This window comes from Brochothrix campestris FSL F6-1037 (genome assembly GCF_000525915.1).
Classification (GTDB): Bacteria; Bacillota; Bacilli; order Lactobacillales; family Listeriaceae; genus Brochothrix; species Brochothrix campestris.
Genome location: NZ_AODH01000001.1, coordinates 33,560 through 46,862, shown reverse-complemented (window position 1 = coordinate 46,862; position 13,303 = coordinate 33,560). Strand labels below are relative to the sequence as shown.

The 13,303-nt window shown below is 42.5% G+C and carries 12 protein-coding genes and 1 pseudogene; 8 read left to right on the top strand and 5 right to left on the bottom strand.

Annotated elements, in window-relative coordinates; all coding sequences use genetic code 11:
- Window positions 1–2 precede the first annotated feature (2 nt).
- From BCAMP_RS00255 to glnA, 4 genes are all read left to right on the top strand, one after another.
- On the top strand, window positions 3–734 hold the full coding sequence (locus BCAMP_RS00255; RefSeq protein ID WP_035312755.1) for a glycerophosphodiester phosphodiesterase family protein: 732 nt from the start codon (window positions 3–5) through the stop codon (window positions 732–734).
- Window positions 727–1,641, top strand: a complete 915-nt coding sequence (miaA, locus tag BCAMP_RS00250) for a tRNA (adenosine(37)-N6)-dimethylallyltransferase MiaA (protein ID WP_035312754.1) — start codon at window positions 727–729, stop codon at window positions 1,639–1,641. The genes BCAMP_RS00255 and miaA overlap by 8 nt, the downstream gene beginning before the upstream one ends.
- A gap of 261 nt (window positions 1,642–1,902) precedes the next feature.
- The gene (locus BCAMP_RS00245; protein ID WP_035312753.1) at window positions 1,903–2,259 is read left to right on the top strand and encodes a MerR family transcriptional regulator; all 357 of its coding nucleotides are present in this window, start codon (window positions 1,903–1,905) and stop codon (window positions 2,257–2,259) included.
- 30 nt (window positions 2,260–2,289) lie between these two features.
- Window positions 2,290–3,621, top strand: a complete 1,332-nt coding sequence (gene glnA, locus BCAMP_RS00240; RefSeq protein ID WP_035312752.1) for a type I glutamate--ammonia ligase — start codon at window positions 2,290–2,292, stop codon at window positions 3,619–3,621.
- Between the two features lie 90 nt (window positions 3,622–3,711).
- Here the strand turns inward: glnA and BCAMP_RS00235 are convergent, their stop codons facing one another.
- The 3 genes from BCAMP_RS00235 to BCAMP_RS00225 form a co-directional block, all read right to left on the bottom strand.
- A complete protein-coding gene (locus tag BCAMP_RS00235; RefSeq protein ID WP_051456749.1) occupies window positions 3,712–4,254 on the bottom strand; it encodes a tyrosine-type recombinase/integrase in 543 nt (180 codons plus the stop codon).
- Between the two features lie 459 nt (window positions 4,255–4,713).
- Entirely contained in the window at window positions 4,714–5,148 is a 435-nt protein-coding gene (locus BCAMP_RS00230) for a DUF1801 domain-containing protein (RefSeq protein WP_035312751.1), read from the bottom strand.
- 22 nt (window positions 5,149–5,170) lie between these two features.
- Window positions 5,171–5,878, bottom strand: a complete 708-nt coding sequence (locus BCAMP_RS00225; protein WP_035312750.1) for a peptidylprolyl isomerase — start codon at window positions 5,876–5,878, stop codon at window positions 5,171–5,173.
- 243 nt (window positions 5,879–6,121) lie between these two features.
- On the opposite strand from BCAMP_RS00225, the gene BCAMP_RS00220 reads away from it, so the two are divergent.
- From BCAMP_RS00220 to mutS, 3 genes and pseudogenes are all read left to right on the top strand, one after another.
- Entirely contained in the window at window positions 6,122–6,922 is an 801-nt protein-coding gene (locus BCAMP_RS00220) for a TIGR00282 family metallophosphoesterase (RefSeq protein ID WP_035312749.1), read from the top strand.
- A gap of 10 nt (window positions 6,923–6,932) precedes the next feature.
- Window positions 6,933–7,298, top strand: coding sequence for a RicAFT regulatory complex protein RicA family protein (locus tag BCAMP_RS00215; protein ID WP_035312748.1), 366 nt, complete (start codon window positions 6,933–6,935; stop codon window positions 7,296–7,298).
- Window positions 7,299–7,312: 14 nt separating this feature from the next.
- Window positions 7,313–9,921 (top strand): annotated as a pseudogene (mutS, locus tag BCAMP_RS00210) (DNA mismatch repair protein MutS).
- 81 nt (window positions 9,922–10,002) lie between these two features.
- Here mutS and BCAMP_RS00205 read toward each other — a convergent pair.
- Window positions 10,003–10,221, bottom strand: a complete 219-nt coding sequence (locus tag BCAMP_RS00205; protein ID WP_156921065.1) for a hypothetical protein — start codon at window positions 10,219–10,221, stop codon at window positions 10,003–10,005.
- Between the two features lie 108 nt (window positions 10,222–10,329).
- On the bottom strand, window positions 10,330–11,187 hold the full coding sequence (locus tag BCAMP_RS00200; protein ID WP_035312746.1) for an MFS transporter: 858 nt from the start codon (window positions 11,185–11,187) through the stop codon (window positions 10,330–10,332).
- Between the two features lie 240 nt (window positions 11,188–11,427).
- On the opposite strand from BCAMP_RS00200, the gene mutL reads away from it, so the two are divergent.
- Entirely contained in the window at window positions 11,428–13,269 is a 1,842-nt protein-coding gene (gene mutL, locus BCAMP_RS00195; protein WP_035312745.1) for a DNA mismatch repair endonuclease MutL, read from the top strand.
- The last annotated feature ends 34 nt before the right edge of the window (window positions 13,270–13,303 follow it).

Here is a 13,303-nt window from a genome sequence, read left to right as displayed (position 1 = left end):
GTATGACTGAAATTTTTGCCCATCGTGGCGCCAAAGGTACACACCCAGAAAACACACTGGCAGCTTTTAAGGCGTGTCTCGGTTTGCCGATTACAGGCATTGAATTAGATGTTCACCTCACGAAAGACGGTCAGCTTGTTGTCATGCATGACGATACGATTGACCGCACGACGAACGGAACCGGCGCGATTAAAGATTATCGTTTAGCAGATTTGCGCCAGTTTAATGCCGGTGTGTATGAGGGCGAGTTACAAGTCATTCCTACCTTTGAAGAAGTGCTTGATCTGTTGAATACGAGTGGGATGACCTTGAATATCGAGCTTAAAACCGATGTCAATCGATACCGGGGGATTGAACGAAAAGTGTTGCGGTTATTGCAACACAAACAAGGGAATCTAACCGTTATTTTTTGTTCGTTCAACTTTAAAACCTTAAGACGTCTGCGTCGTAAGGATAAACGTGCCAATTTAAACGTGCTGATTAAGCGCAATTTAAAGTCTGGCTTAAAATGGGCCAAAAAAGTTAAAGCGGATGCATTGCATCCGCCTTACTACTTACGACAAAAGGCAGCAAATTGGGAATCGCGTTATAAAACACGGTATTGGACTATCAATAAAGCCGAAGAGATGCGTTCGTGCTTTGCCAACCCACAGGTGACTGGTTTTATGACCGACTATCCCCTCCTTGCTGCTGAAATTAAAGCCGAGATGGAAAGGGCGAAGACTCATGAGTAAACATTCCGTCGTCGCCATTATCGGGCCGACAGCGGTTGGGAAAACCGCACTCAGTTTACATTTAGCAAAAATCATGCAGGCTGAGATTATTAGTGGCGATTCGATGCAAATTTATCGTCAGATGGATATTGGTACTGCTAAGGCGTCTAGCGCCGAACAAGCAGTTGCGCGCCACCATATGATTGATATCGTTGAACCGTCAACTGACTATGATGTTTCACAATTCGTTACAACAGCACGAGCAATCATCGATCAGCTGCCACAAACGATGACACCATTAATCGTCGGTGGCACCGGGTTATATGTACAGTCCTTACTCTATGACTTTAAATTGGGAAATATTACCGAAGATCGGCAGTTGCGAGCAGAGCTTGAAACCTTACTTGCGACTGCGGGGAATCAGGTTTTATTTGAACGATTACAAGCAGTCGATGCCGTTGCAGCTGAAACAATTCATCCGAATAATACACGTCGTGTGATCCGGGCAATTGAAGTGAGTATGACGAGTGGTAAGCCGTTTTCACAACAACAGCCTGAACCACCAGCACCACATTATCGACATTTAATTATTGGTTTGAAAATGGATCGTGAACTGCTCTATCAACGAATCAATGCCCGTGTTGATTTGATGATGGCTGAGGGCTTAGTAGAAGAAGTCCGGAGCCTTCGTCCAGTATTAACGGCTAACACAGCCGCTCAGGCCATTGGTTACAAAGAGGTGTTAGCTTATATTGATGGACAACTTTCGTATGATACGATGGTTGAGCTGATTAAACAACGTTCGCGTCAGTATGCTAAACGTCAATTGACTTGGTTTAATAATCGGATGAATGTTGTTTGGCTTGATGCGACTGATCCGCAATTGCATCAAAAAGCAGAGGCGTTAGTTCGAAAATTTAAAGGGTGATTCGAGCAGTCCTTGAACTTTCGTTGTCGGAAACACGAGCCTTCGAAGAGCGTTTGTCTTTAGTCTGTAGCTAGTCCTCATTCGAGGACTAGCTTTTTTTGTTAGAATTTAAGAATTGGGCTAGACATTTGTAATAAAAAGTAACAAAATGCTTTCACAATGTTAGATTATCTTACGCAAAATATTGTGTTTCAAATTAAAGTCGAGTAAACTAACAGTATCATCAAGTTTTGATGACGATTAACTAACGAGGTGATCAGTGTGGCTGGTAGAGAAATTAGACGAACGTTTGCTGTTTTCCCGATGGGATCCGTTATGAAATTAACGAACTTCAGCGCTCGCCAAATACGTTATTATGAGGAGCAACAACTCATTACACCTGATCGGAACGAAGGTAATCACCGCTTATTTTCGCTCGATGATATTGATCGCTTATTAGAAATAAGAGATTATCTTGACGAAGGTTACTCAATCGCGGAGGTACGTGACATTTACAAACGTCGTAAAGACGCTCATCGTACAGAAGATGCCAAAGCACGACGGTTATTACGTGATGAAATTTTGAATTCAGGTCCATTCAGGCAACAACCGCACAAAAGCAATACGTTCAATAAATAGAGCAACAACCTATTATGAGGAGGAAGTTAAATGAGTTATTCAAAAGAGGATTTATTAGCAATTGCAGAAGCAGAGCATGTGAAGTTCATTCGTTTACAGTTTACAGATGTTAACGGTACGATTAAAAATGTTGAGGTGCCAGTTAGTCAATTAGACAAGGCGCTCAGTAACAAAATGATGTTCGATGGTTCATCAATCGACGGTTTTACTCGTATTGAAGAGAGTGATATGTTACTCTATCCTGACTTTAACACCTGGGTAATTTTTCCTTGGACTGCTGAAAAAGGGAAGGTCGCTCGCCTAATCTGTGATGTTTATACACCGAATCTGCAACCATTTGCTGGGGATCCCCGTATGAACTTGAAACGTGTGCTTGAAGAAATGAAAGCAGAAGGATTTACCTCGTTTAACTTAGGACCTGAGCCGGAATTCTTTTTGTTTAAACTAGATGAAAATGGCAAACCAACGTTAGAGTTAAATGACAATGCTGGTTACTTTGATTTAGCGCCCACTGACTTAGGTGAAAATTGCCGTCGTGACATCGTACTTGAGCTTGAATCGATGGGCTTTGAAATCGAAGCATCACATCATGAAGTAGCTTCTGGTCAACATGAAATCGATTGGAAATACGCCGATGCAGTCTCAGCTTGTGACAACATCCAAACATTTAAATTAGTTGTTAAAACAATTGCTCGTAAACATGGTTTACATGCAACCTTTATGCCAAAACCAATTTACGGTATTAACGGATCAGGAATGCATTTTAACATGTCATTATTCAACGAAAAAGGCAATGCTTTTTACGATGAAAAAGGCAAGGATGGCTTGAGTGAAAAAGCCTATCAATTTATTGCAGGTATTTTACATCATGCAAAAGGTTATACTGCGATTACTAACCCAACCGTTAACTCATATAAACGCCTTGTGCCTGGTTATGAAGCACCGAGCTATATTGCTTGGTCAGCATCAAACCGTAGCCCATTAGTACGTATTCCATCATCACGTGGCTTATCAACGCGTGTTGAATTACGGAGTGTCGATCCGTCGGCTAACCCATACTTATCAATGGCAGTTGTTTTACGCGCCGGCTTAGATGGCATTAAACGTCAATTAGAAGTACCCGCTCCAGTTGATCGCAACATCTACAGTATGACGGCTGAAGAATTAGCAGAAAATGGCATTGATCATTTACCAAGTGATTTAAGCCGTGCCATTGAAGCTTTATCAACAGATCAAACGGTTATCGATGGTTTAGGTGAACATATTTATGCTAACTTTGTTGAGTTGAAGAATCTCGAATGGGATTCTTACCGTACTACCGTTCATGCATGGGAGCAAGAACAATATCTCGAACTATATTAGTATACGATTAAAAGCCCGCCAGATTAACGTTTGGTCGGCTTTTTTTGTGCGATTTGGTTCCTATGGGGCAGAAATGGGGCAGAAAAAAAGTTAGTAATCAAAAGAATCAAGTTTATCGATGAGATTTTCTGACATTTGTTCGGTCACATGCGTATAAATTTCGAGTGTTGTGGACGCATCACTATGTCCACTCCTATCCATAATGGCCTTCACTGGAACATTTAGTTCAGCCAAAATAGAGACATGCGTATGACGTAAATAATGACTTGTTACATTTTTGGTTATGCCTGCATCGCGCGCTGCTTTTTTTAATATCGGGGCAAAGGTGCGATAATCAATAGGTAGACCGTTAATGTGAGTAAAGACATAATCTTTATCCATATAGTGATTGTTTTGTTTTAAAAATTCAATCTCGGCTAAAATTTTGTTGAGTATTTGATTGGCTTTTTCAGGGAGAGGCACAATTCGATTAGCTGCTTGGGTTTTTGGTGTCGTGCGAATGGGGGAGTCATAGGTTGTTGAATGAAAATGGATGGTACCATCGATAGAAATGGCATTTTCGAGAAGATTATTTGTTTGTAGAGCAACTAATTCACCGTAGCGTAAACCAGTGAGGGCTAAAAATTTCACCATGTCAGCTTTCGTTCATTTAAAGGATTCATTCGAAGATGTTTAATAAGAGCGACCAATTCCTCGCCACTAAGGTATTTATCGATTTTTTAGAATCATCAGAAACTTAAAAGGTTATTAGGTGGTGGATAGCAATGGCAAGATTGTTAGCGCAATCCAGCTCCAAGAAACGCTAGTTTAGGCGAACTGATAGGTAAGCCAGAAAGAGAAGCTGTACTCAAAAAAATGAAACAAACTAATTATAGATTAAATTCTGACGAAAACCTGTTATCATTTGTTAACAACAGATTAATGTATTATACTTGTATGCATAAAGGATGTGGCATCATCTCTTTATACAATAGACAAATGAGAAACCGCAGACAACCACTGAAAAGTGGTTTTTTTGTTCGATGTGAGCGTCAGTCTGTTACGACCTAGCGGTCATAAAAAAGGAGCAAACCGAATGGTTTACTCCTTTTTTTAACGACTTGTTTCATATAATGTAAGGTAGTCCACTACCGTTAGCTTGCGAACAAGTTGCTCAATTAAATCGATTGGTATCGTGTTGACATTAGTGAAACGAATGCAACTTTTACCAATATTGAGCTTTGTTGGCATCACCTTCGCGTATTCGCTTACGAACCAGTCAAATAGAGCGGTATCGAGTGTTAACCCTAAATGATAGATGGCGATGTGCTGTTTTTGTACGCCAAGACTAATAAAGGGTAATGGCGTGTTTGGCGAAACATGATATCCAGCTGGGTAGCGATCGAGTGGCACAACAAAGGTAGGCATGTTGTACTGCATGACGCATTCAAAACCTACCGGTATTGCTTGGGTCACACGGTCAAACAGATGTTGAAAAGCTGGGCGCCGTTTGTCATCAATCGACGCCAAATAGTCAGTGATTGACATGCTTCATTCCTCGTTTCATTCGTTACTCAGTGATTTTGATTGTTTTAATTGTAATGTCTTTTTCGGGACGATCACCAGTTGCTGTTTTAGTTTCAGCAATTTTATCGACGATATCTAAGCCTTCAATTGTTTGACCAAAAACAGTGTATGACCCATCTAACGAAGGGACACCTTTTAGTTTTTTATAGGCTTCAACCACATTGTCAGCATACGAAACATTTTGGTTTTGGATATCAGTATCAGCTAAAAAGCTATTTTGAACGATGTAAAACTGTGAGCCGTTTGTATCAGCACCGGCATTGGCCATAGCTAATGCCCCACGGAAGTGATAGAGGTTATTAGAAATTTCATTTTTAAATGGTTTCCCCCAAATACTTTCGCCACCAGTTCCATCACCTTTAGGGTCACCTGATTGAATCATGAAGTTATCGATAACACGGTGGAATAAGACGCCATCGTAGTAACCTTCTTTCGCATGGGTGATAAAGTTTTCAACTGCCTTTGGTGCTTCTTTCGGGAATAGTTTAATTTTCACTGTTCCTTCAGACGTTTCGATTGTTGCAACAGGTTCACCTTTGGCAACTTTGGTATCCAGTTGCACTAAGTTTGGTTTGGCCTCTTTTTCGGTTTTTGCAGTTGATTCAGCTGTGTCTTTTTCTGTTTTTGAGCCACAGGCAGCGAGTGCTGTTAAAGCTAAACAGAGTGTTAATAAGAGTACGATTTTTTTCATTGTTGAATCCTCCTTCAGTAATAAGTTAATTTTAGCATATCTCTTGATTTGAGATACACTAATAACTGTCCTAAAGTCGCTTCTTTTTTGAAATAATTTCTTGTTTATCATTTTTTTACAAAAGCGGAAAGGGGCTTCTATTAAAAGAGCGCTTAATTTGCTATAATCAAGAAGACAGAAAGCCTGTTCGTTATGCTTTAGCAAGCGCTTATGCTAACAGGTTAACTATAGAGGAGAGTGACTATGCGTATTTTATTTATTGGTGATGTTGTGGGTTCATTAGGGAGAGATATGATTTCAACTTACTTACCCTTGTTGAAACAAAAACATAAACCAAATGTAACAATTGTTAATGGCGAGAACGCAGCAAGTGGGCGTGGAATTACTGAAAAGATTTACAAAAAATTCATGACTGATGGGGCACAAATGATTACGATGGGGAACCATACATGGGATAATCGTGACATTTTAGAGTTTATCGATGAGGCTAAATGCCTCATTCGTCCGGCTAACTTCCCTGAAGGAACACCCGGTAAAGGACTTGCCTATGTGCGCTACAACGACATTGAGGTTGCGGTTATTAATTTACAAGGCCGGACTTTTTTAGCAGACTTAGACGACCCGTTTCGAAAAGCCGATGAACTTATTGCTGAAGCACGGGAACGTACCGATCTAATCTTCGTTGATTTTCATGCTGAAACAACGAGTGAAAAGGAAGCGATGGGTTTTTACTTGGATGGCCGTGTTTCTGCCATTGTCGGTACACATACCCATGTACAAACAGCCGATGAACGTATTTTACCACGTGGCACAGCTTACATTACCGATGTTGGTATGACTGGGCCATACGATGCTTGTCTTGGAATGAATAAAGAAGCGGTCATTAGTCGCTTTTTAACGCAGATGCCGACACGCTTCGAGGTACCAAAAGAAGGACGTACGACTTTGAGTGGCACTTTGGTCGATATCGATCAAAAAACAGGGTTAGCGAAACGGATTGAGCGTATCGTCATTAATGAAGATCATCCGTTTCGACCTGAATAGGAGGTAGCGTATGTTTTCAGAAGAAGATATTCTCAACAAAACAGCTGAACTGACTGCAGCGATACAACGTACAGAAGAAGTGGCTTTTTATCGTGAAGTCGAAAAACAGATTGAAAACAATCAAAAAATCGCCACTCGTATTGCAAGCATTAAAGCGTTGCAAAAAGAAGTGGTTAACTTAGAACATTATAAAAAAGTGAATGCTGCAAAGGCAATCAATGATGAAATTGATGCCATTCAAGCGAGCATCAACGAATTACCGATTGTACAGCAATTCCGTCAATCACAGGTGGATGTTAATGAATTGCTGCAATTGATGATGCGGAACATGACACTAGCAGTGAATAACGAAATGGAAGAACCGACTAACCGATAAAGGAGAGGACAGAAATGGCATATACACCGATGATTCAACAATATCTTAAAATAAAAGAGCAGCATCAAGACGCCTTTCTTTTTTTCCGGTTAGGTGACTTTTATGAGATGTTCTTTGAGGATGCCACGAAGGCTTCGCAATTGTTAGAAATCACGTTAACAGCACGTGATGGTGGTGACCAGGGCAAAATCCCTATGTGTGGTGTGCCTTACCATGCGGTACAAGGTTACATCGATCGTTTGGTCAACAAAGGCTATAAAATCGCCTTATGTGAACAGGTGGAAGATCCGAAGCTAACAAAAGGGATGGTTAAGCGTGAGGTTGTTCAAGTTATCTCGCAAGGGACGTTAATGGCCCGCAACGGTCTTAATGAAAAAGAAAATAATTATTTAGCTGCGATCGTGCACCATCCTTCTAATCAGTACGGCCTAGCTTATTGTGATTTATCGACAGGTGAAATGGCAACAACTTATTTTGAAGTGGACGACCAAAAGCTATTGAATGAGTTGAGTACGATACATGCGACTGAAGTCATTGTCGCACGGTCAACCGACGAAGGTCTCCTTGAACAAATTCGTCTCCAGTTAAACGCGATGATTTCACATAATGATAGTGTCACCTGTGGTACATCGCACCATAAATTATTTGGCGAAACAATTAACGATGTTGAACTGCAGGCAGTTTCACGGCTGTTAAGTTATTTGGATGAAACACAAAAGCGTGATTTGAGTCATTTGCAACCGGCGACGCATTATGAGCTGAACCGCTTCATGAAGATTGATTATTATTCGAAACGCAACCTCGAAATTACCGATTCAATCCGCGGTAAAGGACGTCAAGGGACCTTACTCTGGTTACTTGATGAAACTGAGACAGCAATGGGCGGGCGAATGTTAAAACAATGGCTTGATCGTCCACTGATTGACCGAGCTAAAATTGAGCAACGCCAAGATAATGTCGCTGCTTTCATTCAGTTCTTCTTTGAACGTCAAGAATTGCAAACAGCTTTAAAACAAGTGTATGACCTCGAACGCCTCAGTGGGCGGGTTGCTTATGGCAATGTTAATGCGCGCGATTTGGTACAATTACGTCAATCGTTGCAACAAGTCCCAGCTATTAAAGCGGTCCTCGCTAAAATGGCAGATGCGAACTTGCAACAGCTCGGAGAACAGCTTGACCCAGTGGCCGACTTACGCGATTTACTCGAGCAAGCGGTCGTTGACACGCCACCGGTAACGATTAAAGACGGTGGCATGATACGTCAAGGGTATAACGAGACACTCGATGTCTATCAAGACGCGATGCATAATGGTAAATCATGGCTCGCTGCCCTCGAGCAGCAAGAACGTGAAGTAACCGGCATCAAAAACCTAAAGATTGGGTATAACCGTGTGTTTGGTTACTACATCGAAATTACACGCTCCCATTTGGCAAATGTCCCCGAGGAACGCTATGAACGCAAACAGACGTTATCGAACGCCGAACGTTTTATTACACCCGAACTGAAAGAAAAGGAACGGATTATTTTGGAGGCGGAAGAAAAGAGTCTCGCCTTGGAGTACAGTTTATTTGTTGAACTGCGTGAAACGGTGAAAGCCTTTATCGAACCGTTACAAGCCTTAGCGAAGGGTATAAGTGAAATCGATGTGCTTCAAAGTTTTGCAACGGTCAGCGAGGCACAGCAATTTGTGCGACCGACTTTTTCAAACAATCGTGAAATGCATGTTGAAGCGGGTCGGCACCCTGTCGTTGAGAAGGTATTAGGTCATCAAAGTTATGTCGCCAATGACTGTTTAATGAACAATGAGCGCCAACTGTTATTGATTACCGGACCTAACATGTCTGGTAAGAGTACGTATATGCGCCAAATCGCTTTAATGGCCATTTTAGCTCAGGTTGGTTGCCAAGTGCCAGCCACGGCGGCTGTGTTACCGATTTTTGACCAAGTCTTTACGCGAATAGGGGCGGCCGATGATTTAATCTCAGGCCAAAGTACCTTTATGGTCGAAATGCTTGAAGCCAATAATGCGATTCAAAACGCAACGGCTGACAGTTTGATTTTGTTCGATGAGATTGGACGAGGCACAGCAACCTATGACGGGATGGCCTTGGCTCAAGCGATGATTGAATACATCGATGAGCACGTCCATGCTAAAACGCTCTTTTCAACACATTACCATGAACTAACAGCCTTTCTGATCGGTTAGCAGCACTGTATAACGTGCACGTAGCAGCAATCGAAGAAGCGGGTAAGGTTGTGTTCTTGCATAAAATAGAAGAAGGCCCTGCTGATCAAAGTTATGGTATTCATGTGGCGCGGTTAGCAAATTTACCGACCACCTTAATCGAGCGGGCGGATACGATTTTACATGAGCTTGAACAAAAGGATCAACTTGTCACACCTTCAGCAGCTCCAACTGCCATACCATTGGCTGAAAAAGCCCCACTTTATGTTGAAGATGAAACGCAGCTGTCGTTCTTTAGCGTGACGGAACCACAACCTGAACCAACTCCACCGATAGAAGCGAAGCTACGCGCTAAAATCAATGGTCTCGATTTATTGACGATGACACCGATGGAAGCAATGATGGCATTGTATCAATTGCAAAAAGAGTTTAAGTAGAACACCTTGGCGTTTATGTTGACGCTGTCTACAAGCTGAACAGTACCTTCTCTCATGAGTTGGTACTGTTTTTACGTATAGTTAGAGCCGCGTCGATTCGGTTTGACTTTTGATGGCACACAGGCCATAGAGTAAGGCGCAGCCAATTAAGACATAAAACAGCAGCGCAGTCTGATATTGATAAATACTGAGGCCGACGACCGGACCGACAAAAAAGGCGAGCTGAGCTGCCAACGTCGTAAAGGCAAAGTAGCTTGTTTTTAGTTCGGGTGGACCTAAGCGCGCATTGAGACTTAGCAAACGGGGAGTGCCTAAAAGGGCCGCTAGAGCTAAGACAATCCCGACGATGATGACGGCAAAAGAACGATTGCTCCAATAAAACAAGGCGATTCCGCAGGCATACAGGAGCTAATCTAACAATAGCAGTCGGGTGGTACTCACTTTTTTGAGCCACATGATAAAGAGCGGTTGTAAGCAAACCGTCGTTAAGGTCATGGTTGTTAAAAAAACGGCTAATTGTGCCACGGCAGCAGCACCAAACAACTGTTTAAGATGAAGGGCGAAACTTGATTCAAACTGTACACCAATAAAAGCTGTGAAGAAGAAGACACCAAATAAGTACCGGGCTGCCTTATCGGTTAAATTGGTACGCATATCGCTGAAAAATTGTAACCGTCGTTTTTCGTCAGTTGCTGTGCTCTTCGTAGCGGGCACGGCAATCCGTACAATCACGGCTAAAATGAGTAATCCGAGGCTGAAACAATAAAACGGTAAGGCGGATGAACCGGCACCAAGGATGACCCCAAGCAACGGGCCTAAGGCACTTGCGATACAGGCAACCCAATAATGGAGGCCCATCACATCGTTCAATTGCTCGTCGGTGGCGTACTTCGTTAAAGTGGCCATCACTAACGGATTGTAAATCGCCCACCCAATGCCAGCGAGTACAAGGGCGAAAATTAGCAACTGATAGGAATGAACTTGCACAACGAGAAGATAACCGCACATGGGGAATAGAAGGGCTACGATTGTGGCCCAACGGACGGAGAGATGATCAATCACATTGGCTGAAAATAAAATCACGCACAGTTGTACGAGTGGTGACAACATCAATAAGAACGCAACCTCGGTGGTCGTATAGCGCTGTGTGTTGAGTAAAAAGAGCAATAAAAAGGGGAGGGCCGCAAAACGGAGTAAGGTCACACTGAAAGAAATGGCTAAATAGAGGTAAATCATTTTGGCATACGCAGGGAAACGCCATTGCATGTTGATTCCTTCTTTCTTTTTAGTATATAAATAATTGTTGGGAAATTTAAGTTTCTTTATTTACCAATTACAATAGAAGTTATAGGATTAATATGTCAGAAATGTGTGGAGGTGATAAAAAAGCAACGTTTGCTTTTTTTGTGTCTTTAATTTCATCGTTGTTCACTACACTCACTTGCACAAATCAATAAAAGAGCTTATTCTAAAAGAAAAGAATTGTGTCTCAAGGGGGAACAACGAATGAATCGTATCGAACAATTACCAGATATACTATCTAATCAAATAGCAGCTGGAGAAGTGGTTGAGCGACCGGCATCGGTCGTTAAAGAGCTCGTTGAAAATGCGATTGATGCCCACGCGAGCGTAATCGATGTTTTAATCGAAGAAGCGGGGCTCAAATGCATCACCATAATTGATAACGGTAATGGCATTGAAGCCGACGACGTCTCGCTCGCTTTTTCTCGGCATGCGACGAGTAAAATTCGTACGAAAGCCGACTTGTTTCGGATTGGTACGCTTGGTTTTAGAGGTGAGGCCTTACCGAGTATTGCCTCGGTTGCTGAACTTGAGTTAACGACTTCAACTGGTGCAGTTGGCACACATGTTGTCATCAAAGGTGGTGTTGAGGAAGTTCATGAATCGGCCTCAGCGCGTAAAGGTACAGAAATCAAGGTGGCAAACTTGTTTTATAATACACCCGCTCGTTTGAAATACATTAAGAGCCTACCGACAGAGCTTGGTCATATTACTGATATAATCAACCGCCTTGCTTTGTCGCATCCGACGATTTCATTTCGACTCGTCAATGATGGCAAGTCCATCATTCGGACGGTTGGTAACGGCAATTTAAAACAGGTCATCTCGCAAATCTATGGGTTAGCAATTGCCCAAAAAGCTAAGCCGCTTAAAATTAGTACGAACGATTTTGACATTCAAGGCTATCTCGTGTTGCCGGAAATCAGCCGGGCCTCACGTCAGTACATATCAACAATCGTCAATGGACGCTATATCAAAAATTATGCGCTCCATAAAGCGATACAAGAGGGTTACCATACGCTGTTACCGATTGGACGCTATCCGATTGCAGTCTTGCAAATTGAGATGGACCCGTTAATTGTTGATGTTAATGTGCATCCTTCGAAGCTAGAAGTGCGTTTAAGCAAAGAAAAAGAGCTCGGGCAAGTAATTAGTCGTGCGATTAAAGACCTCTTTAAGACAGAACGATTAATACCAGCTGGTCCAGAGAGCAAGCAACAATCACAGGTTAAACCTGTCAATGATCAAGCGCGCTTTAATTTTGATGCGATTAGCGGTACAACCCGTCAGTATCAGCCAGAAGGACTAGCAATGGCACCATTACATGAGGAACCATTATCGCAAGAAAAACCGCTGACCGATGACTTAAACGCTCTTTTAGAACAAACAATTCAATATGGCGATGAACCAATTGAAACAGACGTGACTGAACAGGGGGCAACAGCCGCAACATTACGTGCGCCACGGATGGCAAAACTTTACCCGATTGGGCAGATGCATGCAACATACATCCTTGCTCAAAACGAAGAAGGTTTGTTTATTATTGATCAGCATGCGGCCCAAGAACGGATGAAGTACGATTACTTCCGCGTCAAAATTGGCGAAGTGGCACATACTGCTCAAAGTTTGTTAATCCCGCTCGTGCTCGACTATCCGATGGATGAAGCGGTCCGTCTCCAAGAGGTGCTCCCTCGAATTCGTGAGATTGGCATTGAGATTGAGGCGTTTGGCCAAGGGAGCTTTGTCGTGCGCTCATACCCAACGTGGTTCCCAAGTGATGACGTTGAGGAGATTATTAGGGACATCGTTGAAGATGCGCTTGCTCATCCGAAGGTCGATGTTGCCAAGTTTCGTGAGAAAACAGCGATTATGATGAGCTGTAAAAAGTCGATAAAAGCGAACCATTATTTAAACACAGAAGATATGCAACGACTGCTTGACGACCTCCGTTATGCCGATGATCCCTTTACTTGCCCACATGGACGTCCGGTCGTCATTAAATACTCCGTGTACGAGATGGAGAAAATGTTTAAGCGGATTATGTAAGCAACAAGCAGGCTTACCCCTCGCTTACATTAGC